At 64.6% G+C, this 23,387-nt stretch carries 18 protein-coding genes; 12 read left to right on the plus strand and 6 right to left on the minus strand.

The window, feature by feature from the left end; genetic code table 11:
• Window positions 1-20: 20 nt before the first annotated feature.
• Genes OUZ30_RS04510 through OUZ30_RS04520 form a run of 3 tightly spaced genes read left to right on the plus strand, consistent with a single transcriptional unit; the run spans window position 21 to window position 8,300 of the window.
• Entirely contained in the window at window positions 21-6,134 is a 6,114-nt protein-coding gene (locus tag OUZ30_RS04510) for an Hpt domain-containing protein (protein ID WP_266180992.1), read from the plus strand.
• Entirely contained in the window at window positions 6,127-7,827 is a 1,701-nt protein-coding gene (locus tag OUZ30_RS04515) for a chemotaxis protein CheB (protein WP_266180993.1), read from the plus strand. The genes OUZ30_RS04510 and OUZ30_RS04515 overlap by 8 nt, the downstream gene beginning before the upstream one ends.
• The gene (locus OUZ30_RS04520) at window positions 7,824-8,300 is read left to right on the plus strand and encodes a chemotaxis protein CheW (protein WP_266180994.1); all 477 of its coding nucleotides are present in this window, start codon (window positions 7,824-7,826) and stop codon (window positions 8,298-8,300) included. Before OUZ30_RS04515 ends, OUZ30_RS04520 begins: the two co-directional genes overlap by 4 nt.
• Before the next feature lie 22 nt (window positions 8,301-8,322).
• On the opposite strand, the gene OUZ30_RS04525 is transcribed toward OUZ30_RS04520, so the two are convergent.
• On the minus strand, window positions 8,323-9,057 hold the full coding sequence (locus OUZ30_RS04525; protein ID WP_266180995.1) for a 16S rRNA (uracil(1498)-N(3))-methyltransferase: 735 nt from the start codon (window positions 9,055-9,057) through the stop codon (window positions 8,323-8,325).
• Between the two features lie 172 nt (window positions 9,058-9,229).
• On the opposite strand from OUZ30_RS04525, the gene OUZ30_RS04530 reads away from it, so the two are divergent.
• Window positions 9,230-9,598, plus strand: a complete 369-nt coding sequence (locus OUZ30_RS04530) for a hypothetical protein (RefSeq protein WP_266180996.1) — start codon at window positions 9,230-9,232, stop codon at window positions 9,596-9,598.
• Window positions 9,599-9,624: 26 nt separating this feature from the next.
• Here OUZ30_RS04530 and OUZ30_RS04535 read toward each other — a convergent pair whose 3' ends face one another.
• On the minus strand, window positions 9,625-10,986 hold the full coding sequence (locus OUZ30_RS04535) for an adenosylmethionine--8-amino-7-oxononanoate transaminase (protein ID WP_266180997.1): 1,362 nt from the start codon (window positions 10,984-10,986) through the stop codon (window positions 9,625-9,627).
• A 62-nt stretch (window positions 10,987-11,048) separates the two neighbouring features.
• Here OUZ30_RS04535 and gspN point away from each other — a divergent pair, with 62 nt between their 5' ends.
• From gspN to mazG, 5 genes are all read left to right on the plus strand, one after another.
• Window positions 11,049-11,834 carry a type II secretion system protein N gene (gene gspN, locus OUZ30_RS04540; RefSeq protein ID WP_266180998.1) on the plus strand — a complete coding sequence of 262 codons (786 nt, stop codon included), beginning with the start codon at window positions 11,049-11,051 and terminating at the stop codon, window positions 11,832-11,834.
• The gene (locus OUZ30_RS04545) at window positions 11,831-12,634 is read left to right on the plus strand and encodes an inositol monophosphatase family protein (RefSeq protein WP_266180999.1); all 804 of its coding nucleotides are present in this window, start codon (window positions 11,831-11,833) and stop codon (window positions 12,632-12,634) included. Before gspN ends, OUZ30_RS04545 begins: the two co-directional genes overlap by 4 nt.
• A 261-nt stretch (window positions 12,635-12,895) precedes the next feature.
• On the plus strand, window positions 12,896-13,453 hold the full coding sequence (gene nudE / locus OUZ30_RS04550) for an ADP compounds hydrolase NudE (RefSeq protein WP_266181000.1): 558 nt from the start codon (window positions 12,896-12,898) through the stop codon (window positions 13,451-13,453).
• Window positions 13,450-14,277, plus strand: a complete 828-nt coding sequence (gene cysQ / locus OUZ30_RS04555; RefSeq protein WP_266181001.1) for a 3'(2'),5'-bisphosphate nucleotidase CysQ — start codon at window positions 13,450-13,452, stop codon at window positions 14,275-14,277. Before nudE ends, cysQ begins: the two co-directional genes overlap by 4 nt.
• The gene (gene mazG / locus OUZ30_RS04560; protein WP_266181002.1) at window positions 14,274-15,086 is read left to right on the plus strand and encodes a nucleoside triphosphate pyrophosphohydrolase; all 813 of its coding nucleotides are present in this window, start codon (window positions 14,274-14,276) and stop codon (window positions 15,084-15,086) included. Before cysQ ends, mazG begins: the two co-directional genes overlap by 4 nt.
• Window positions 15,087-15,989: 903 nt before the next feature.
• On the opposite strand, the gene OUZ30_RS04565 is transcribed toward mazG, so the two are convergent.
• Window positions 15,990-16,529 (minus strand): tetratricopeptide repeat protein, encoded by a 540-nt coding sequence (locus OUZ30_RS04565; RefSeq protein WP_266181003.1) that lies wholly within the window; start codon window positions 16,527-16,529, stop codon window positions 15,990-15,992.
• 144 nt (window positions 16,530-16,673) lie between these two features.
• Here OUZ30_RS04565 and OUZ30_RS04570 point away from each other — a divergent pair, with 144 nt between their 5' ends.
• Window positions 16,674-17,441, plus strand: a complete 768-nt coding sequence (locus OUZ30_RS04570) for a DUF4097 family beta strand repeat-containing protein (RefSeq protein ID WP_266181004.1) — start codon at window positions 16,674-16,676, stop codon at window positions 17,439-17,441.
• 8 nt (window positions 17,442-17,449) lie between these two features.
• Here the strand turns inward: OUZ30_RS04570 and OUZ30_RS04575 are convergent, their stop codons facing one another.
• The 3 genes from OUZ30_RS04575 to OUZ30_RS04585 all read right to left on the minus strand — a co-directional run bounded on the left by OUZ30_RS04575 (window position 17,450) and on the right by OUZ30_RS04585 (window position 21,888).
• A complete protein-coding gene (locus tag OUZ30_RS04575; protein WP_266181005.1) occupies window positions 17,450-18,571 on the minus strand; it encodes an SLC13 family permease in 1,122 nt (373 codons plus the stop codon).
• Window positions 18,572-18,647: 76 nt separating this feature from the next.
• Window positions 18,648-21,131, minus strand: a complete 2,484-nt coding sequence (locus tag OUZ30_RS04580; RefSeq protein ID WP_266181006.1) for an ABC transporter permease — start codon at window positions 21,129-21,131, stop codon at window positions 18,648-18,650.
• Window positions 21,132-21,162: 31 nt separating this feature from the next.
• The gene (locus OUZ30_RS04585; protein WP_266181007.1) at window positions 21,163-21,888 is read right to left on the minus strand and encodes an ABC transporter ATP-binding protein; all 726 of its coding nucleotides are present in this window, start codon (window positions 21,886-21,888) and stop codon (window positions 21,163-21,165) included.
• Between OUZ30_RS04585 and OUZ30_RS04590 the strand changes: the two genes are divergently transcribed.
• Both OUZ30_RS04590 and OUZ30_RS04595 read left to right on the plus strand, forming a co-directional pair.
• On the plus strand, window positions 21,887-22,528 hold the full coding sequence (locus tag OUZ30_RS04590; RefSeq protein WP_266181008.1) for an arylesterase: 642 nt from the start codon (window positions 21,887-21,889) through the stop codon (window positions 22,526-22,528). The genes OUZ30_RS04585 and OUZ30_RS04590 overlap by 2 nt on opposite strands.
• A 125-nt stretch (window positions 22,529-22,653) precedes the next feature.
• Window positions 22,654-23,385 (plus strand): response regulator transcription factor, encoded by a 732-nt coding sequence (locus tag OUZ30_RS04595; RefSeq protein WP_266148162.1) that lies wholly within the window; start codon window positions 22,654-22,656, stop codon window positions 23,383-23,385.
• Window positions 23,386-23,387: the final 2 nt, after the last annotated feature.

The raw sequence follows: 23,387 nt of genomic DNA on the forward strand, positions 1-23,387 counted from the left end.
GTGGCCGCAGTGAGGGGCGCATGAGACTTCAAGATCACATCGATTTCACCACCCTGCAGTGGGTCAAGCCAGAGCTCGACGAGACGCTGGCGCTTGCCCGCGAGGCGTTGGAGTCCTACGTCGACAATCCGGGCGACCGGGCTGCCATGCGTTCGTGCGCCGACAGCCTGCATCAGGTGCAAGGCACGCTGCGCATGGTCGAGCTCTACGGCGCCGCGATGGTTGCGGAGGAGATGGAGACACTGACCATCTCGCTGCTTGAGGACCATGTCGCCGACCGCGAGGACGCCTATGCGGCCCTGATGCGTGGCCTCATGCAGCTGCCGGACTATCTCGAAAGATTGTCTGGCGGCCACCGTGACGTACCGGTGGTGCTGCTGCCGTTGCTCAATGACCTGCGTTCCAGTCGCGGTCAGCAGGCGCTGCACGAATCGGCGCTCTTCACGCCCAACCTTGACGTCGTGCTGCCGCACCAGGCGCCAGCTCCGGCGCATGACATCGCCGCTGAGCGTCAGCGCAGCGAAGTCGCTGCCCTGCGGCTGCGCTTCCAGCAGCAGTTGTTGACCTGGTTCCGTGGGCAGGGCAACGAGCAGCAGTTGACGGGCATGATTCAGACCTTGGATGCCATCACGGCGCGCTGCCATAGCGTGCCTGGGCGTCGTCTGTGGTGGATCGCCGCCGGTGTCCTCGAAGGCGTGCAACAGGGCGTGCTCAAGAACCATGCGAGCGAAGTGCGCCAACTGATTGGCAAGGTCGATCGCAGCATCCGCCAACTGGTGGAACATGGCGAAATCAGCCTGCGCGGCGGTGATTCCGACGAATTGGCGCGCAAACTGCTGTACGTGACGGGCCAGGTCAAGCCGGGCAGTCCGCGGATGGAGTTGCTGCGCCAGACCTACTCGCTCGACGCCCTGCTGCCTGAGGCGAGTGAGGTGGAACACGCACGCGGCTCCATGTCCGGCCACAACCGTGCCTTGCTCGATTCCGTGGCGCGTGCGCTGAAGGACGACTTGTTGCGGGTGAAGGAGGCGCTGGATCTGTTCCTGCGGCAAACCGACGCCGATCCTGCGCAGCTGGCGAGCCAGACCGAAGTGCTGGACCGCGTGGGCGACACGCTGGGCATGTTGGCATTGGCTGTGCCGCGACGCGTGGTCAACGAGCAGCGTCGCGTGCTGGACGAAATCGCCAATCGCGTGCGCACGCCCGACGAAGAGCTGTTGCTCGATGTTGCCGGTGCGCTGCTTTATGTGGAAGCGTCGCTCGACGATCACATCGAAAGCCTGGGTGCCGAAGAAGAAAGTGCGCCTGAAGGCGCGACTGCGATGCTGCCGCGCAGCGAGGCGCGCCATATCCTGGCGACCCTGATGCACGAAGCCACCGCCAACACCGGCAAGGTGAAGGAAGCGATCGTCGCTTATGTCGAGTCGGGCTGGCAGTCCAGGCAGCTGGCCGATGTGGGCCCGCTGATGGAGGAAGTGGCGGGAGCCATGCGCATGCTGTCCGCGCCGCGTCCCGCCGAACTGGCTGAAGGCATTGGCCGTTTCGTCGGCAACGAGTTGCTGGCCGATCGGCGCGTGCCCAGCACGGCGCAGATGGATCATCTCGCCGATGCGCTTGCCGCGCTGGAGTATTACCTCGAGGCCGCGCGCGAGCATCGCGGTGGCCTGGAACACATCCTGGACGTCGCCGAGCACAGTCTGGGTACGCTCGGCTATTGGCCGCCGCCGGCCGCGCGCGCGGCGGTGTTGGACGACATGGACGAAGCGCCGGAGCAGGTCGCCAAGGCGGCAGATGCCGCGCTTGCGGCAGCGCTGGCCAACCAGCCGGAGCTCTCGGAAACCGTCAGCCTGGCCCATGGCGATGATTTGTCGGGGCTGATCATCGGTCACAGTGAAACGCCGCAACCGCTGGAACACGAGATCACCGGCATGCGCCTGGCGGACACCGAACATCTCGGTCCGCAGGAAGCCGTGCAGGGCGGCGATGACGAATGGATCGAGATCGAGGAAGAGATCTTCGAGCAGGTACCAGTAGCCCGCGCGTCACAGGCTGAAGCGGGCTTTCAGGCCAGTACGGCGGGCATCGACGACGACATCCGCGACATCTTCCTGGAGGAGATGCAGGAAGAAATCGATAGCCTGCATGCAGCGCGCCAGACCTGGCTCGCCGATACCGCGCAGTTGGATGCACTCACACCCATTCGTCGCTCCTTCCATACTTTGAAGGGTTCTGGCCGGCTGGTCGGCGCCACCATGCTGGGTGAATTCGCCTGGAAGGTGGAGAACATGCTCAATCGTGTGCTGGATCATTCGATTCCGGCCAACGAGGGCGTGCAGGAAGTGGTGAGTGGCGCCATCGATGCCTTGCCGCAACTGCGCATTGCGCTGTTGGGCGAAGGGGCACCGACGGCACCGATCAACGCCATCATGGAGATTGCCGAGCGACTTGCCGCCGGCCAGCAGGATGCGCGCATCGCCGACATTGCGCCTGCCGCGATGGAGAGCGTGCGTCGCGTCGTGCATCGCCGCGTGCCGCGTGTCGATGTCGCCGCCATTCCGACCGCCAGCCTTGCCGATGTCGAGGCCGCGACGAGTTCGCCGGTCGAGCACTTCGCGGACGCGATCGAAGCGCCGGTCATGCCGCCGATCGATCCGGTGTTGCTGGAGATCCTGCGTAGTGAAGTCGCGCAGTACCTTGCGTCCATTCGGACGACGATCAACCGCGTCGACGGCGAACTTCGCGTCGACGACGGTCTGCTGCGTGCCGTACATACGCTGCACGGCGCCATCGCGATGGTCGACATCCCGTTGCTGACCCAGCTGCTTTCGCCACTGGAAAGCCTGCTCAAGCGCCTGCGTGCCGCCGGTCGGCCGCTTTCGGCCGAGGGCGTGCACCTGCTGGGCCAGAGCGCTGATGCCGTCGATCAGGTCATGGGACAGTTCGATGCGCCGTCGCCGCAGCTGCCGAATATCGATGCACTGATCCAACGCATTGCGGAGTTGCGTGATAGCCAACCGGAACCTCAGGTGGCTCACGTGCTGTTTGAGCCGCATGCGGACGATCTCGTCGAAACGGACGGGCCGACCAACGATGCCGAGCGGGAAGACCTGCTCGCCGCGTCGCTGGACGAGGCGCTGTCTGGTGTGTCGGGAACGCCGGGTCACGCCCATCCCGTCGCTGCGGATGAGCCCTCGGGCGATGCGTATGCCGACGAATTGATGGCCGCCCTGGGCGAGTTCGATCTCGACGCGCATCTGCCCGTCGCCGGGCACGCGACACCTTCGGCGGAAGCCACCTCTGATGCGGCGTCCCTCGTCAGCGCCGACGAGGAGGATTTCGCCAAGGCCTACGCGGATCTGCTGGATGAGGCTGATGCTGAAGAGGCACTGAGCCTCGACAAGGCCGCCGACGAACACGTCACGCTGACTTCGGCTGACGAGATGGCGCTGGCGTTCGAGCTCGATGACGCGCCCGTTGTCGCTTCCACGATCGAGATGGACGAACAGGTTGGTCTCGACGATGCCGTGGCCGCCGAAGACGGTGCACCGGTGGACGACGTCGTTGCGCATGTGGTCGCGCCGGAAATCGTCGACGAAACGCCGGTCGAATCCATTGAGGCGTCGGTCGAAGCCATCGAGACGCAGGCGATCATTGCTTCACCGGCGGACGAGCAGGAACGCCTCGCTGAGGAAGAGCTTCTCCAAAGCACGCCGGCGGAGGAGCACGAAGCCTCGCACGATAACGAGCTCATACCCAGCCAGATCGATCCCGACCTGCTGGAAATCTTCATTGAGGAAGCGCGCGAGCTACTCGATCATTCGGACGGGGTACTCGCCGAGTGGCGCGCCGAGCCAAGCGCGATCGAGCACGTGGCCGAGCTGCAGCGCGACCTGCACACTCTCAAGGGCGGTGCGCGTATTGCCGGACTGGTGCCGGTGGGCGATCTCACCCACGCCATCGAAACGGCGCTGGAGAAACCGCTGCACGCCGAGTCGGCCCATATCGGCGACCTGATCGCCGCGTTGGAAGCGGGCTTCGACCAGCTGCATCAAATGGTCCAGCGCGTTTCGCAGGGACATGCGGTCGCCTACCCGCAAGCCATGATCGATCGTTTCGTGGCCATGTCTGGCGGCGCGCCGAGCGAGGTCGTGACGGCCGAGGCGGTCGCCATCGAGCCAGCAGCCGTCGAGCAGACGACCGCGACGGTGTTGCCATTCCCCGATCGCACCAAGCTGCCCGAGCTGCTGCCCGAAGAGCACGAAGAGACTGCCAGTGCGCCGCAGGAACAGATCCGCGTTCGCGCCGAACTGCTCGATACGCTGGTAAACCACGCTGGCGAGGTGGCGATCTACCGTTCGCGCCTGGAACAGCAGGTGGCGGGCTATCGCTTCAACCTGGTGGAGCTCGATCAGACGGTGCAGCGCCTGCGCAGCCAGCTGCGTATGCTTGAGATCGAAACGGAAGCGCAGATCATCGCGCGTTTCCAACGCGAGCACCGCGAAGGCGGCTTGTCGGTCTTCGATCCGCTCGAACTCGATCGTTTCTCGCAGTTGCAGCAGTATTCGCGCGCACTGGCCGAGTCGGTCTCTGACCTTGTTTCCATTCAGGGCATGCTCGACGACCTGACGCGTCAGGCCGAGACGCTGTTGATCCAGCAGTCGCGGGTCAGCTCCGAGCTGCAGGACGGCTTGCTGCGCACGCGCATGCTGCCATTCGACACGATGGTGCCCAACCTCCGCCGCACGCTGCGTCAGGCCGCACAGGAAGAGGGCAAGAGCGCGCAGCTCTATGTGGAGGGCGCCCATGGCGAAATGGATCGCAACCTGCTCGACCGCATCAAGGCGCCGTTCGAGCATATGTTGCGCAACGCCGTAGCCCATGGCATTGAATCGCCGGCCGAACGACGCAAGGCGGGCAAGCCGGCCGAAGGTGCGGTGCGCATCCGCGTGGCGCGTGAGGCGACCGAAGTCGTCGTGCGCGTCAGCGACGACGGCCGCGGCCTGAATCGCGACGCGATTCGCAAGCGCGGCATCGAGCGTGGTCTGGTGCGTGCCGACGCCAAGCTCAGTGACGATCAGCTGCTTGCGCTTATCACGCAGCCTGGCTTCTCCACCGCAAGCAAGGTCACCCAGCTGGCCGGCCGCGGCGTGGGCATGGACGTGGTGGCGAACGAGATCAAGCAGCTCGGCGGTTCGCTCTCCATCGAATCGAAGGCGGGCGAAGGCTCCACCTTCGTGCTGCGCCTTCCGTTCACCCTGGCCGTCACGCAAGCCATCCTGGTGCGCATTGGCGAATCCAACTTCGCCATTCCGATGACCTCGGTGCAGGGCGTGGCACGCATCACCCCCGCCGAACTCTCGGAGCGTCTGGCTGATGCAGAGCCGTCATTCCCGTATGCGGGAGACGAGTACAGCATCCACGATCTGTCCGAACTGCTTGGCATCGTGAGCGGTTACACCGGTGACGAAGAGCAGTTGCCGTTGTTGTTGACCCGCTCCGGTGACCTGCGCGCCGCCATTCGCATCGATGCCGTGATCGGTTCGCGCGAAATCGTGGTGAAGTCGGTGGGCCCGCAAATCAGCTCGGTCCCCGGCATCCTCGGCGCGACCATTATGGGCGACGGTTCGGTGTTGATCATTCTTGATCTCGCACCGCTGGTCCGCCATGGGGTGGCACGCCGTCAGCAGCGCCTGGAAGAGGGGCTCAGCGCGGTACAGGCGCCGGTGGTGGAAGAGGTTCGCGTACGTCCGCTGGTGATGGTGGTGGATGACTCCATCACCATGCGCAAGGTCACCAGTCGCGTGCTGGAGCGTCACGAATACGAAGTCAGCACGGCCAAGGACGGTGTCGACGCCATCGAACGGCTGCATGAGCGTGTGCCGGACCTGATGCTGCTCGACATCGAGATGCCGCGCATGGACGGTTACGAGCTGGCCACGCACATGAAGGCCGATCCGCGTTTCCGCGATGTGCCGATCATCATGATCACCTCGCGTACTGGCGACAAACACCGCCAGCGCGCCTTCGACATTGGCGTGGATCGTTACCTCGGCAAGCCGTATCAAGAGGCTGAACTGCTGATGCAGATTGGCGAAGTTCTCGAGCAGCGGACTACGGAGTCGTTCAATGGCTGAATCGGCCACCGCAGTCGCCTTGCTGTTCGATGACCGGGAACTGGGCAGTCAGTTGCGCGATGCGCTGCATGAGCGTGGAGCCCGGATCGTCCACGAGGGGGCGCTTTCCACCCTCAGTCGCGCGATGCTGGAGGACACCGGTGCCGAAGTCCTGGTCGTGAATCTGGATGACGATGCCGAGCACGACCTCGATCGGCTTTATGACGTGATCGACGGCGATCGGCCGCGGGTCGTGTTCAACGATGCGCAGGCCAGTCGCCAGCTGGATGGATGGGATCGCGCCCGTTGGGCCCGCCATCTTGCCGTGAAGGTCTTGGCGCAGGGCGATCTCGACCCGCCGCGTCCACAGCATGCGCCGGTCGTACTCGCCGTGGCGGAAAGTACCTACGTGGCAGCGAGCGACGAGGCCCAGGCGGTCGAGCTCGGTGCACCCGAGGCGACGCCCATGCCCTCCGCGGCCGATTCCGCGGACGCGCCCGGCGACACGGCTTCGCCGGTTTATTCCCATGAACCCGTGGCGATGGCGAGTAGCAATGCGGCCGCCGTGTCCGAGACGCTGGCGGCCGAGCTCGAGGCGTTGCTGGCGGCCGACGATGGAATGTCCGAGGCCGATGATTTTGGCGCAGGCCTGAAATTCACTGCGGAGGATGATCTGCCCCCGCTGCATGATGGGCATTTCGGCGTAGACGCCTTGATGACGCAAGGCCCGGCACCGGTCGAGTCTGAGCCGGTGGCAAGAGAGGCCGCTGTCGTGGCGATGCCGTCTTTCCAGCTCGATCATTTGACGCTCGCACCGCTGGACGAATCGTTTGTTTCGCCGGTGGTTGCGGTGACGGTCGCCGCCGCCGATACAGCCCACGAATCGCTCATGACGGCGGCGTCGAGTTGGGCGTTGGTCGAGGATGTGCCACTGACCGAGCAGGCACCTGCCCAGCTGTCGGAATTTGGTATCGAGAAGCTCAGCGCTGCTGATTTCCTCGCGCCGGAAGGGGGCAGTCAAGAAGAGTCGGCCATGGAGCTTGGCTTGAGTCTTGAACTGGTCTCGATCGAAGAGGCCATTGCTCCCAAGGCTTATGAGGGCGGGCATGAAATGCTGCTCTCCGACCTCGATACGGCTATTGGGCGCATGCTGGTGCTTGGCGCGGCATCCGATAGTACCGAAGCCGTGTGCACGTTCCTGTCGCTGCTGCCGCCCGATTTGCGCATGACCGTGCTGCACGTCCAGCATCTGGATGGCACGTCGGCGGACGACCAGGTTCAGCTGTTGGCCCAGCGCAGTAGTTTGCCCGTGCGTATGGCGGCCCATGGTGCACGTGCCCGCACGGGCGAAGTGTTGGTCGTACCTGCGGACCAGCAGGCTCGTGTGTATCGCGACGGTCGCATCGAGCTGCAGCCACTGGGCGCACAAGCCGTGCAGAGCTCCTTGATCGATGCCAGCTTCACCATGGTGGCCAATGTGTTTGGCCGCAGTGCGCAAGCGATTGTATTTGCCGGCCAGGCGAATGATGCCGTGGGCGGCTGTCAGGCCATTCATGACCGTGGTGGTCAGGTGTGGGTGGAAGCGTCATCCGAAGGGCATTTCGCCGATATGGTGCACGGCATCGAAGCCGAGCGCCTTAACAGCTATTCCGGCACGTCCGCTGACTTGGCGGCGCGTCTGATCGAGGAGATGTCCATGGAGAGCCGGCGATGAGTGAGCTACCGCTACCTCGCGAAATCCGTTGTGTGCTGGTGCCTGTTGGTAACCTGCGTCTGCTGTTGCCCAATGCCACCGTGGCCGAAGTCATCACCTTGCCTGCTGCCGAGCCGGTCGAAGGTGCGCCGCCCTGGTTGCTGGGTCGCATTGCGTGGCGTGGCTGGCGCGTGCCGCTGCTGTCATTCACCAAGCTCGCTGGAGTGAGCGAGGGCGATAGCGAACAGGCCGTGCGCGTGGCCGTGCTGAAGGCCCTGGGCGGTCATGCCGACCTGCCGTTCTTAGCGGTCATCACGCAGGGCTTTCCGCGCCTGACGACGCTCAATGCCGAGCTGATCATCCCCACGCACGATGGCGCGCCGTTGCCGCCCGGTGTGCGGGCGCAGGTGCTGGTTCGTGACGACGTGGCCGTCATCCCCGATCTGGAAGGCATCGAAGCCGAACTGATCGATCTGCTCGCGTTGGCGAGCTGAAACTTGACCGTTGCGCGGCGGCTCAAAGGTCGCCGTGCAGTGCCTGCAAAGCTGCCAGGGCGGCGAGTCCGGCCGTCTCCGTGCGCAGGATGCGCGGTCCCAGGCGCAGGCCATGGAAGCCCGCCTCGGTAAGCGACACGATGTCGCGACTGCCCAAGCCACCTTCCGGTCCCACCACGAGTACGCCCCCGGCCGACGTGAAGCGGAGTGCGCCCGCCTGCTGTGTACCCTCGGGAAGCAGGGCAAGCTGCAGCGCGCCATCGTTGCGCAGTCCTCGCAGCCAAGTGTCGAGCGCAATGGCGGGCGCCACCTCAGGCACACGGGCGCGCCCTGATTGTTCGCAGGCGCTGGCGGCCACGGCCCGCCAATGAGCCAGACGCTTTTCCGCGCGGGCCGCGTCCAGCTTCACCTCCGAGCGTTCGGTCAGCAGCGGTACGATGCGGGCAACCCCCAGTTCCGTGGCCTTCTGCACGATCAGGTCCATCTTCTCGCCGCGGGCGACGCCCTGCGCCAGGGTCAGCCGTAGCGGGGACTCGTTGTCCAGGGCACGCGACGACTGGATCTGGGCAATCACTTCGCGCTTGCCGACGGTCAGAATGATCGAGGGGTAGTCGCTGCCGTCGCCGTTGAACAGCGTGATCGTGTCGCCAGCGACCAGTCTCAGCACGCGCGCAACATGTTCTCCGGCCTGCTCCGGCAGGGCCAGTTCGCGGCCCACGGTCAACGGTTGATCGACATGTATGCGAATAGTGCGCATGAAACGTTTTGGGTAGGAGGAAGTCGCCAGCATAACGGACGAGGGACCGACTCAAGCGCCCTGCCAGGCGAAACCTGAACGGGTGCGAGGCGCTGGTGGCGCGGCCTTGTGTGGCTCGCCACGCAGGCGCAGCATGTAACTGATCGTCCTTACCTTTAAGGAGGTGGAGACCATGTTCAGAACCACCCATGCTCATATCAACCATGTCCTGATGGCCTCGCTCGTTGCCCTGGGAGCCGCAACGGCGGCTCACGCACAGGACACGGCGTCACAGGCTTCCACCGCTGCCTCCATGCAGAGTGTTGCCGACGCACAAGGCAGTGCAGCCACCCCGGCTGCCGCGCAACGACCGATACTCAAACCGGGTGACCGCAATTGCCTACAGACCACGGGCAGCCTGATTCCGGCCAAGCCCGGGACTTGCCTCACTTCGGCAGTGGGCCGCAGTTACAGCCAGGACGATATCTACCGTACCGGCCAGCCCAACTTGGGGCCGGCGCTGCAGATGCTCGACCCGAGTATCACGGTGCGAGGCCACTGACGTGGGCCAACGCCGTGGCCAGGCGATTAGCCCGCCACGGCGACATCGATGCCGCGCATCGCGACGTCGACCAGAAGGTCCATCTCCTGCGTGGTGACGACGTAGGGAGGCATGAAGTAGATGACGTCACCGAGCGGGCGCAGCAAGGCGCCGTGCTCCAAACCGTGCAGATACACGCGCAAACCGCGTCGTTCGCCGGGCGGGAAGGGGCGTCGCTTGGTTTTATCCGCCACCAGTTCGACGGCGGCGATCATGCCAGTCTGGCGCACATCTGCCACGTGCGCGTGGTCCCTCAACGGCGCCAGCCTTGCGGCAAGGTGGGCCGCAAGTGCGCGGTTGCGTTCCAGCACCGGCTCGTCGCGGAAGATGTTCAGGGTTTCCAGCGCCACGCGGCAGGCCAGCGGGTTGCCGGTATAGCTGTGTGAATGCAGGAAGGCCTTGCCGGCGCTGTATTCGGCGTAGAACGCTTCATAGACCTGTGAAGTGGTGAGCACTGCCGACAGCGGCAGGAAGCCACCCGTGAGCCCCTTGGACAGGCACATGAAATCAGGCGTTACCTGCGCCTGCTCGCAGGCGAACAGGGTGCCGGTGCGACCGAAGCCGACGGCAATTTCGTCCGCGATGAAATGCACTTTGAACTCGTCGCAGAGCGCACGCAGGCCGGTCAGGTAGTCCGGGTGATACATGCGCATGCCGCCCGCGCATTGCACCAGCGGTTCGACGATGACGGCGCAGACCTCGTGGGCATGCTGCTCCAGCACGCACCGCATGTCGCCGAGGCGCCGCTGGGCGACCTGTGCGGCGCTCTCACCGGGTTCGGCATCGTAGGTATCGGGCGACGGGGCAAGGATGGGCGTAAGCAGCAAGGGTGCATAGGTCTTGCGATACAGCGCCACATCGCTGATCGACAGCGCACCCAGCGTTTCTCCGTGATAGCTCCCGGTCAGCGCGATAAAGCGCGTCTTCTCGCCATGCCCCTGATTGAGCCAATAGTGGAAGCTCATTTTCAGCGCTACTTCGATCGCTGCTGAGCCATTGTCGGCATAGAACACGCGCTCAAGACCCGGCGGGGTGACGCGCACCAGCGCTTCGGCCAGCGCCACCGCGGGCTCATGCGTGAAGCCGGCGAAGATCACGTGCTCCAGCGTGCGTGCCTGGTCGGCGAGAGCCGCGGCGAGCCGCGGGTTGGCGTGGCCAAAGATATTGGTCCACCACGAGCTGATGCCGTCCAGATAGCGGCGGCCGTCGGTGCCGATCAGCCAGGCGCCGTCACCGCGGGCGATGGGCACCATGGGCACCGTTTCGTGATCCTGCATCTGGGTACAGGGATGCCACAGGTGGCTCAGGTCACGGCGCACCAGGGCGTCGACAGCGGGGGAGGTGTTCATCCGGCTATGATCGGGGTTTGGAGCGTTCCTACTCAAGTCTTGCAAGCACTGCGGGAGTCGGTTTGAAGCGTTGGCGAGCTGCATTCATTGGCCTGTTGGCCGTGCTCTTGATCGGTTTTGGACTGCTGTGGTTCCTTCCCGCAAGCTGGGCCATGCCCTTGCTCGCTACCCGGCTACCCGGCGTTCGGCTGCAACAAGTGAGTGGTCTGCTATGGGACGGGCGGGCCGGCCAGGTGCTTTCCGCCAAGGGCGAGGACCTCGGTCGACTGGGCTGGCGACTGTCCCGGCGGGCCTTGCTGGGTGAGACCCGCTTACAGCTGAATCTTCACGGCACGCGGATGGATTTTTCCGGACGCATGGAAGGGCAAAGCGTCGGCGAAGCGACCTGGATGGACGTCCATTTGCGCGCCGATATGGGGCTGCTCGGTCCGGCCATGACGTTGCCGATGGGACAGCCGCGAGGCGTCGTTCGCCTCGCGGCAAGCCGCGTGCAGCTGCATGGCGGCTGGCCGCAGGAACTGGACGCCCAGGTGCGATGGGAAGAAGCCAGCTTGCTGACGCCACGTAACGGCAACATAGCGCTCGGCAATCTGCTGATCAGCGTGCAGGGCAGCGGTGGTGTGCTGGCTGGACACGTGCAGGACGATGGCAGCGGTCCACTGCGTATCGACGGCCAGTTTCAGCTCAGTCCGTTGGCCCGCCGCCTCTCGGCGACCGCTGCACCACGCGACCCGAATCCCGCACTGCAGCGGTGGCTGACCGGGCTGGGTCCAACCGATGGCAGTGGCCGGACGCATATCAATTACAGTGGCGGTCTCGCAGCCGCCATGCCAGAGGGGGCACGATGAGTGGATTGAATCTGTCGCAGGCACTGGATGCCGCGCGCGAGGCAGCGCAGGCCGCCGCCGAGGTCTTGCAGCACTACTGGAAACGCGGCGTCGAGGTTGAGCTGAAAGCCGACGATACGCCAGTTACCGTGGCCGATCGCGAGGCCGAACTGGCAATCCGCAAAGTGTTGCAGAAAGCGTTGCCCGAGGCGGCTATCTACGGCGAGGAGTTCGGTCGCGATGACGGCGTCCATGAGTTGCTCTGGATGGTCGATCCGCTCGATGGCACCAAGAGTTTCGTGCGACGCACGCCGTTCTTTTCCACCCAGATCGCGCTGATGCACCACGGCGAACTGGTACTCGGCGTGTCGAGCGCCCCGATCTATGGCGAGACGATGTGGGCCAGCAGGGGCGGCGGCACCTGGTTCGAAGGACAACGCGTGCATGCCGCTGCCACCACGGATCTGGCACAAGCGTCCATTTCCACCGGCAACGTCAAGTCGCTCACTGCCGACGCGCGGTGGGCCGAGCTGGGTGCCCTGATTCGGGAGAGCAACCGCATTCGCGGCTATGGCGACTTCTGCCACTACCACTTGCTGGCGCGTGGCGGGCTGGACCTGGTGCTGGAGTCGGACGTGAGCATCCTCGATGTCGCCGCCCTGGCGGTCATCGTGCGTGAGGCTGGCGGCATCTTCACGGACCTGGATGGCCAGGCGTTGACGCTGGATTCACGCAGCGTGCTCGCCGGTACGCCGGCGCTCCATGAACTCGCACTGTCGCGGTTGCGCCAGGCAAAGAGCCCGTTCCCTAACTCCGCGTAGCCCGCGTTGAGTCCGTGTGTCCGCCAGGGAGCGGGGCGTGGCGAAGCGCCTGACTGGCTGTCAGGTCGAGCCGCGCACCGGTTCCTGGCGGACACACGGGCTCAACCCTGCGGGCCGGGTCTGTTTGCCCGCATGCCGGCGTCATCATTCGGTTGTGTACGGACGTACACGCCCTCCTTCTTCCTTGGCCTGCGTGCAAACAGCTCCCGGCGCGGGCCACGTGGAGTTAGGGAACGGGCTCTAACGCGATAGAATGGCCCGATGCGCAAGCCTCCGATCATCCATGCTACCCGGGACGTGCACGACAGCAGTTTCCTGCACGTCGAGCAGCTCGATCTTGAGTTCTCCAACGGCGAGCGCCGCATTTATGAGCGTTTGAAGGGTGGCGGCCTGGGTGCCGTCATCATCGTGCCGATGCTGGACGATGAAACCGTCTTGCTGGTTCGCGAGTACGGCGCGGGCGTAGGGCGCTACGAACTGAGCCTGCCCAAGGGGCGCCTCGATCGCGACGAAACCGCCGAGCAAGGCGCCGATCGTGAACTGAAGGAGGAAATCGGTTTTGGCGCACGCAAATTGAAGATCCTGCACAACCTGTCGCTGTCGCCTTCCTACATGACGCATATGGCGCATGTGGTACTGGCGCAGGATCTCTATCCAGAGCGCCTGGAAGGCGACGAGCCTGAAGAGCTCGAAGTGGTGCCGTGGAAACTGGCTGACCTGCACACCTTGATAGCACGTGACGATGTCACGGAAGGGCGCTCCATCGCCGCCCTGTTCATGGCTCGCGAATACCTTGCTGGCCGATTCCAACCGACATGAGCCACCCGCCTTTTTCCGCCCTCTTGCAACAGGTTTCGGCCATCGCCCGCGATGCCGCTGAAGCGATCCTGGTGATCTACCGCGATGATTTCGAAGTGCAGCGCAAGGTCGATCAATCACCGGTGACGGCGGCGGATCTCGCTGCACAGCAGGTCATCATCGCCGGCTTGGCCCGGCTCGATGTGGTGCTCCCGGTGATTTCCGAAGAGGCCCGCACCATGCCGTGGCTGCAGCGACGCGAGTGGCGTCGCTACTGGCTCGTCGACCCGCTCGACGGCACGCGCGAGTTCATCAAGCGCAACGGCGAGTTCACCGTGAACATTGCCTTGATCGACGATCATCAACCCGTACTCGGCGTGGTGCTGGCGCCCGTGACCGGCGAGCTGTATGCCGCTGCGCGCGGGCAGGGCGCCTGGATGCAGGACGATGCGCACGCGGCTTGGCGGCGCATCGGTACGCGTGCCATGGCGCAGCCACCGACGGTGGCGGGTAGTCGTTCCCATGGCGGTGCCGGTGCTGCGTTGCTGCCGCAACTGATTGGGCAAGACTACAGCTCCATGCCACTCGGATCGTCGTTGAAGTTCTGCCTGGTGGCGCGTGGCGCGGCGGACGTCTATTTGCGTCGTGGGGCGACCAGCGAATGGGACACGGGGGCCGCGCAGGCCGTGCTTGAGGAGGCAGGTGGCGCCGTGCTCGATCTCAGCGGCGAGCCGCTTCGCTACAACCGCGGTGATTCGCTTATCAACCCCGAGTTCATCGCCGTGGGTGACGCTTCCATCGATTGGAAGGCACGCCTGCTGGCCGCTGACATGGAAGCCTCATGAGCGGGGACCAGCGCCACAGTCTTGACGATCTGCTCGCCATCATGACGCGTCTGCGCGACCCCGAGAGCGGCTGTCCGTGGGATGTGCAGCAGAGTTTCGCCACTATCGCGCCGTACACCATCGAAGAGGCCTACGAGGTCGCCGACGCCATCGACCGCCGGGACTGGCACGATTTGCGTGATGAGCTGGGCGATCTGCTGCTGCAGGTCGTCTTTCACGCCCAGATGGCCAAGGAGGCTGGGCTGTTCGATTTTGCCGATGTTGCGCACGCCATCAGCGACAAGATGGTGCGCCGTCACCCTCATGTGTTCGGTGATGAAAGTTACGAGAACGTCGAGGCACAGAGCCAGGCCTGGGATGCCATCAAGGCGGCCGAACGAGTGGCCAAGGGCGAGCAACATGACGACAGTGCCCTGGCCGGTGTCTCCCGTGGGCTACCGGAATGGAAGCGTGCGCTGAAGCTGCAGGAGCGTGCTGCGCGCGTCGGTTTTGATTGGCCGGATGAACAGCCCGTCATCGACAAGCTGCTCGAAGAAGTGGATGAAGTACGCGCCGAATTTGCCAACGGGCGCGATACCCAGCGACTGCAGGACGAGATCGGTGACGTGTTGTTTGTGATGGTGAATCTCGCGCGGCATGCCGGCGTCGATTTTTCACAAGCCATGCGTCATGCCAATGCGAAGTTCGAACGGCGCTTTCGCAGCATGGAGCAGTTGGCGCTCGAGCAGGGTCGATCGCTGGCGCAGCGGGATCTGGTGGAACAGGAAGCGCTTTGGCAGCAGGCCAAGCGAGACGAAGTCGCGGGCTAGGAGCCGGCTCTTGCAAGGTCTTTAGTCAACTCAATCTTCTTCTCCCCTGAGGGGACAAGGTCGGGATGAGGGGCGGGTGCATGCTGTCACGCGACAACTGAGCGTGGTGGCAAGGTTGCCGCTTACGCAGCGGGCGTTTCGATCGCCTGCCGGCGCTCGAGTCACTTTTCTTTTGCTGGCCCAAAAGAAAAGTAACCCAAAGAAAACGGCCTCAAGAGCTGGTAGCACTCCGTGGGATAGAAGCGTTAGAAGGTTCCTGTGATCAGGGAACAGACTGCCCAAGGCGAGACACAGCGGCTACCCCGCAACGCGCCACCGCGGTGAGGACTTAAAGCAGGCTCGGCCGACGGTCGCGTCGCTTGTTGCATCCGAGTGCGCAGATGGTCGCAGCGCGCCCCAGGCCTTAAGCCCTCTGCGCTTCGGCGCGTTGCGGGGTAGCCGCTGTGTGTAGGCCATGGGCCGCCACTCATTCGGCTGGCGACGCCCGTCAGGCTCGTATCTCTCGCAATGCCATGAGCTCTTTGAGGCCATTTTCTTTGGGTTACTTTTATTTTGGGCCAGCAAAAGAAAAGTGACCCGGACCGCGGCAGCGGTTCGGAACGCCCGCTGCGTAAGCGGCAAGCTGGCGATGGCGCTCATAGATGCGTTACCGCAAGCACCCGCCCCTCATCCCTAGCTCCTCCCCTGAGGCGAGTAAGGAGTAAGAGCGCGCCAGCAGGCGCTCGGGTGGCCCGCTGCGTCCCTCGGGGACTTCCTTCGGTCGTAAGAGGCACGCTGGCGACGCCGCCCAGTTGCCGCAGCGCACGTTCGCGTCGACGAGAAAAAAAGGAGGCACGGGTTCTGGGGTCCCGTGCCTCAGGATGGGACGCGGCCGACCACGGCAGCGTCAAGTTCTTATTCTAGTTATGGCTGTGGCGCGGGCGCCGGGCCCGGCTTCGTGGTGGCGTGATGTTCCTGCCACTCGCTGCGCATTTTTTCGAATTCGGCGCGCTGCTTGGCTTCGTTGGCCAGGTTTTCATCGAGGCTCTTGCGCAGCGTGGCGATGGCCTGGTCCGGGTTGCTCGGTGCCAGCTGGGCACGGGCCAGGTGGTGATAAACATAGGTGCGTACGACAGGATCCTGCGATTTGGCGAGCACGTCGTTGTAGAGCGCAGGCAGTTCCTTGGCGCGTCCCGTCATCATGTAGAGGTGTTCCAGTTCGTGCAGGTCGGAGATGACTGCCGAGCCAGGACCACCAAAGCCGTGCCCATCAACGTCGGGACCGCCCCGCAGGCCGTGAGGGCCGCCATCGGCCATGGACGGGCCTTTGGGTGGCGTCGGCGGGCGAGTCTTCTGCGCGGATGCCGGTGACGCGCTCGGAGCGACGTCCTGGGCCAGTACGAAGGACGCCGAGCCGGCGATGAGCAGGGCCAGGGCGGAAGCGAGCAGGGTCTTGCGCTGCATGGTGTCGAGTCTCCACGATGGGTCCTGATGACAAACGTGCCTTGGGGAAGGTGGTTGACCATGGCGGAAGTCACGGGGGGTGACCCTTCAACCTTTTGGCGACATGGCACATCTCATGAAGGTTCGACTAACGAGGAGTTCTACATGCGCCGACTTCTGCTTGCCGCCCTTCTGATTGCGCCGCTCGCCGCACAGGCTGATCAGTGCAAATACCAGGCGCCGCGTAATCTTTCCCTGGATCTCACTGGCATCCATTCCGTGCAGATCGATCTGCACAGCCACGACATGCATCTCACCGGCAGCGAAAGCGCCAAGAGTGGCGAGCTGACCGGGCGTGCGTGTGCTTCGGATCCCAAGCTGCTGGACGATCTGGTGGTGACCCAGCGACGCGAGGGCGACCGTCTGATCATTGATGCTGGTGGCAAAAGCCACGTGATGATCAGCCTGTTCGGGAGCTCCTACTGGAGCCTGGACTTGAACCTGCAATTGCCGGCACAGATGCCCGTCGTGCTCAACGTGGGCTCGGGCGATGCATGGGTGACGGGGCTGCAGCGCCTGGAGAGCCAGGTGGGTTCGGGCGATTTGCATGTCAGCAAGATCAGCGGCCCCTTCAACACCAGCGTGGGCTCGGGTGATGTCGACGCTCGCGACATTGGTAGTCTCGAGCTGGGCGCGATGGGCTCGGGTGACCTCAAGGCGGACGGCATCAAGGGTGATGCACGCGTGGGCGCCGTCGGTTCGGGCGATGTGACGCTGTCCGGTGTGGGCGGCAATGTGCGTGCCGATACCTTGGGTTCGGGCGACCTGAAGGTCAGGGACGTGCGTGGCGATTTCAGCCTTGGCGCCAAAGGCAGTGGCGACGTGAGTCACAGCGGCGTGCAGGGCAAGGTCAGCGTGCCGCGCGAAGACTGACGGGGCTCTCAGCCCAGCCAGCGGTACGCCAGATAGACCAGGGGCGCGCATACCAGCAGAAAGGGTATCGACACCTGGTGAAACAGCCGTCCACCATGCGGCTGTTTCGCCAGGCGCAAGGCGATAAGGTTGGCCAGCGAACCCATTGCCAGTCCAAAGCCGCCCACATTCACCGCAACCGCCAGCGCTGCGGCATCAGGCGCATGGCCGAGCAGCAAAACCGTTGCCGGCACATTGCTGATCAGCTGCGAGGCGAGGATGCCGCTGGCGTATAGCGTCAGCGGGTTATCCAGATTCAAGCCATCCAGCGCATGTCGCACTATTCCCAGCTCGGCAAAATGGCCCAGGCCGAGAAAGATCGCGGCGAAGGTGGCCAGCAGCAGCCAGTCCACGCGTGCCAGCGTGCTGCGTTCCAGCAGCGCGAACGGAACCAGCAGAAGCACGGCGCCAAGCACCGCATGGCCGTGTTCCATCATCAACACCATGCTGACGAGTGCGCCGACTGAAAGCATTGCCTGTGATGTGGATACGGGGTGCCCATCGACCTGGTCGGCGTGCAGCTCCACCTTTCCTCGTGGCATCCACGCCAGGGCGAGTAGGGCGACCAGGGCGAACATGATGGCGAACGCAGGCACCATGGCCTGGCTGAATTGCAGAAAGGTGAGGTGGCCGAACTGCCAGAGCAAGAGATTCTGCGGGTTGCCGATAGGACTGAGCGTGGAGCCGGCATTCACTGCCAGTGCTTCCAATACCACGGTGCGCATCACCGGCAGGTTGGAGATGCGGCCGATCGCCAGCGTCAAAGGCACGATCAGGAACAGGCTGACGTCGTTGGTGAGCACCATCGACAGCAGCGCCGTGGTACTCACCAGTAGCAAGGCCAGCCCGCGCAGGGAATGCGCCCGCTCCACCAGCGCAGCGGCGGCGTGCTGCACCAGGCCACTGTCGCGGATGCCCTGGATGCAGATGAGCAAGCCCAGCAGGCCTCCCAGGGTGGGCAGTTGCAGCCATCGATGATAGTCGGCGAAGGGTCGCGGATCGGCGACAGCCAACACCATCGCCAATAGCGCAAAGCCGAGCAGCAGGCGCTCCTGGGCGAGGCGCTTGATGCCACGCTGTAGCGTGCTCATGCCGACGTGGCTCGCCGAGGAGGGCATGTCATGTGAGGGCGAATTCGCTGCGGTGTGTGATCAGTCGAGCAGATGCTCAGCTCTCCCGCAACAAGCGCATGGGCGACGTATGGATAACACGCCGCGTGCCGGCGAGACCCAACAGCATCACCACGACGGCAGCTGCGAGCGCAGCCAGCATCAGCGAGCCCAGTGGCGGCACGAAATTCTCGATGTGGAAGATCGCATGCCCAAGCCATAGACCGGTGCCGGCGGCGCCGAACGCGGCGGTAAGTCCTGCCACCAGGCCGAGCAGGGCAAACTCGCAGGCCGCGGCGGCACGCAATTGCGAGCGACGGGCACCCAGCGTGCGCAGCAGGGCCGCTTCATGGCGACGTTCCTGCGCACTTGCCGCGAGCGCGGCGGCAAGCACCAGCGCACCCGCGAGCAGGCTGAAGCCGAGCACCCAGCGCACGGCGCCGCTGACCTGGTTGACGATGTCGCGTACACGGTCGAGCATCGCGTCGACATCGATCAGGCTGAGGTTGCTGAAGTCGCGCGACAGCTGCGCCAACGCCTCGGCATGGCCGCGCGGCAGGTAGAAGCTCGCGATCCAGGTATGCGGCAGGGCATTGGCGTGGGCGGGATCGAGCACAAGGAAGAAGTTGACGCGGAACGAACTCCAGTCGACCTGGCGGATGCTGCCTACCTTGGCATCGAGATTTTCTTCACCCACGTTGAAGCTCATGGTGTCGCCGACTTTCAGCGCAAACATGTCGCGCCACATGGTGTCGATCGACACTTCGGCTTGGGCGGGATGCTCGCCCGACCATTGGCCAGCCACCACCCGATTGCTGGGCGGCAACTCGCCAGCCCAGGACAGGCGCAGTTGGCGATCGGCCCATTCCTTGGCGCGTTCGTCCTTGAACTTGAGCTGGTCGATCGGAAGGCCATTGATGGCCGTGAGCTTGCCCACCGCCAACGGCGCCATGTTGAGCTTTTGTCCGCCCATCTGCGCCAGTGCCTGCTCGAAGCCGGGGCGCTGGTCATCCTGCAGATTGAGGACGAACCAGTTCGGCGTGTCGGCCGGCAGCTCGCGGCGCCAGCCTTCCAGCAAGGCGGGTGCGACGATGGCCAGCAGAAGCAGGGCAACCAGGCCAAGACTCAGGGCAGTCGCTTGCAGCAGGCTCATGCCGCGGCGGCGAGCCAGCGCGGCCAGGCCGAGCCGCAGGGCGGGGTGCGCACCTGGTGCAACGCGTCGTGCTATCCACAGCAGCAGCGCCGAAAGCAGGGCAGCGACAACGGCCACGCCAAGCAGGCTGACGGCGAGAATTCCCGCCAGCTTGGCCGAGCCGCTCTGGCTCCAGATCAGCAACAAAGCGACCAGGGCGGGTACCAGGTAGAGCGCATCGAAGCGCCGCACATGCCGTGCGGCGCTCTCACGAAAAACCGCGACTGGGGGCACTTCGGCCAGACGCGCCAGTGGCGGCAGGGCGAAGCCGGCCAACACAGCGAGTCCCATCAAGGCCGCAGCGCACGCAGGCCCGATCGGTATCGAGGTCGGCACGGTCGTGAACATCTGGCTGGCGAAGCTCCAGGTGATCTGCGCCAGCGCGAGAGCGAGCAAGCCGCCGAGCAGCACCGCCGGCACGGCAAGCAGCCCTAGCGTGCCCACCAGCAAGCCAAGTACCTGGCGACGTGGCGTGCCCAGTGCGCGCAGTAGCGCCACTTCGTTGGTCTTGCGACGCGCGTAGCGCTGTGCGGCGAGCGCAATGGCCACGCCTGCCAACAGAGCGGACAGCAACGCCGTCAGCCGCAGGAAGGCGCTGGCGCGATCGAAGGCGCTGCGCATCCGCTCCTGGGTTTGTTCGGGAGTGATCAGCTGGGCGCCCTGGGGCAAGGCCTGCGCCTGCACCCAGTCGCGCCAGTGCCGCACGGCGGCGGGTTGGCCGGCGACCAGTACGCGGTGCCGCGCGCGACTGCCCACACCAAGCAGGCCGGCCTGTTCGGCATCGCTGACATTCATCAGCGCGCGGGGTGCCAACGCCACCAGTTCGCCGCCATCAGGCTGGCGTACCAGCTCGGCGTCGATGCGCAGCTCGCGACCACCCAGCTGCACGGTGTCGCCGAGCTTGAGGTTCAGCTGGACGAGCGCGCGATGATCAAGATAAGCCACACCGGGCGGCGGCCCGTGGCCGGTGATGGTGTGCCCCTGCGCATCGAGCAACTCCAGCGTGCCCCGCAGAGGGTAGGCGCCGTCGGTAGCCTGCACGTCGAGCAGCTGGCTTTGCCCATGGGCGAAGGCCACGCTGGGAAAGCCGGCGCCGGCGGTGACGGCGAGTCCGCGTTGGGCCGCCTGGGCGGCGTAGTCGGGGGGCAAGGCCTGTGGCGAACTGATACCCAGATCGCCGCCGATCAGCTCGGCCGCGCTGGCCAGCACGCCGCGCTCCATGCGCGTCGCCAGGGTGGCGACCACGCCAAGCGCCACCACCGCCAATATCAAGGAGGCGCCAAGCGTGCGCAGCTCGGGCAAGTGCCATTCGCGACGAAGGCTGCGTAGTGACAAGGCGAGCAGCTTCATCGGCGTACGCTCGGCGCAAGGGTAAGGCCCGTCATGGCGTCACCGCTGCCGAAGAACGCGAGGACGCAACGACACGGCCGTTGTCCAGCTCCACCCGGCGGATGCAGCGCGCCGCGAGTTTGGGGTCATGCGTGACCAGGATCAGGGTGGTGCGGTGATCGTGATTGAGCGCGAACATGAGGTCGCTGATGTGGTGCCCGGTGCGCTGGTCGAGATTGCCGGTGGGCTCGTCGGCAAACAACAGACGTGGGCCGTGCACGAACGCGCGTGCAATCGCCACGCGCTGCTGCTCGCCCCCGGAGAGCTGGGCCGGATAGTGCCGCCGCCGTGGGGTCAGCTCGACCGCCTCCAGCGCTTCGCGGGCACGGGCGCGCGCGTCGTCGCGACCTTCCAGCTCCAGCGGCAACATCACGTTTTCCTCGGCGGTGAGGGCCGGCAACAGATGGAACGACTGGAACACGAAGCCCACCATGCGTCGACGCAGGTCGGCGCGGGCTTCCTCGTCCATCTGTTCGAGTGCGTGGCCGTTCAGCGCGATATGGCCGCTGGACGCCGTGTCGAGGCCGGCCAGCAGGCCGAGCAGGGTGGTCTTGCCGGAGCCGGAGGCGCCGACGATGGCGAAGCTTTCTCCTTCACGCACCTGTAGCGAGACTCCCGTGAGGATGTCCAGCCGCCCCTCGGGGCCTTGCACCGACTTGCTAACATCGACCACGTCCAGAAGGACATCTTTGGTGAAAGCGGAGGCATTGCCACTCATGCGTCGTTTCCTTTGCTGGCCGGCTTTCTTGGGGCGGGCTCTGTGTGCCCTGGTTCTACTGGGTGCCGTCGGCACCGTTTACGCGGCCCCGCCGAAAACCGTGCTGGTGTTGGGCGACTCGTTGTCGGCCGCGCACAACATCCCGGTCGAGTCCGGCTGGGTACATTTGCTAGGCGACCGTCTAGCCAAGATGGAGCCGAGCTGGGCCGTGGTCAATGCCAGCATCAGTGGCAAAACCTCGCTGAGCGGGCGGGATCGCCTGCCGGAACTGCTCGAGAAGGTCCACCCGGCCGTGCTAGTGATCGAGCTGGGCGCCAACGATGGCCTGCGGGGCCTGCCGCTGGCGGCCTTGCGTGACAATCTTGCCGCCATGATCGACGGTGCCCAGAAGTCCGGGGCGCGGGTGTTGTTGCTTGGCATCGAGCTGCCGGTGAACTATGGGCCGCAATATCGCGACGGCCTGCGCGACCTCTATGCCGACCTGTCCAGGGAGAAAAAGGTCGCCCTGGTGCCCTTTCTGCTGGAGGGCGTCGCCACCCGGCCTGAGTTGATGCAGGAGGACGGCCTGCACCCGGTGGCCTCGGCCCAGCCGAAAATACTGGACAACGTCTGGAAGGAGTTGGAACCTCTGTTGCGGTAGCTCTCTTGCACTAGACGTGCACGCGATCACAACAATCGATGAGGCCACGCCTTGAATTTCACGTGGCCCTCACGATGCGAATCGTTAGCTGTTCACCTTTGTGAAGTCTGCTTCTGGAGGTAAGGATGAGCTCACGCGACGAACAATCCGGATTGATTCTGCTGGTGGAAGACAACCGCCAGATCGCGGAAATGGTCGGCGAATTTCTCGAGCGCCGCGGCTACTCGGTGGACTACGCCGCCGACGGTGTCAGCGGGCTGCATCTGGCCGTCTCCAACAGCTACGACGTGGTCGTGCTCGACCTGATGCTACCGGGCCTGGACGGCCTGGACGTGTGCCGCAAGCTGCGTCGTGATGCCAAGAAATCCACGCCGGTATTGATGCTTACCGCCCGTGACACGCTGGAAGACAAACTGGTGGGGCTGGAGGCCGGTGCCGACGACTATCTGGTCAAGCCGTTCGAGGTGCGCGAGCTGGAAGCACGGCTGCGTGCACTGATTCGCCGCGATCGCCGCCAGGTATCCACGGAAATCCTCACCGTTGGCGACATGACACTCGACACGGCGACGCTGCGCCTGGTGCGCGGTGGGCACGAACTCACCGTCTCGCCGATTGGACTGAAGCTGTTGGCGATACTCATGCGCGAATCGCCGCGCGTGGTCAGCCGGCGCGATATCGAGCGGGAAATCTGGGGCGATACGCTGCCCGATTCCGACACGTTGCGCTCGCATCTCTATAACTTGCGCCGGGTGATCGACAAGCCCTTCGAACGCCCTCTGCTGCACACTATCCATTCAGCCGGTTATCGCCTTGCCGATCTTGAATCGGAGGTGGCTTCTGCCTCGCAGCCGGCATGATA

The organism is Dyella humicola (assembly GCF_026283945.1).
In the GTDB taxonomy this organism is placed as follows: Bacteria; Pseudomonadota; Gammaproteobacteria; order Xanthomonadales; family Rhodanobacteraceae; genus Dyella; species Dyella humicola.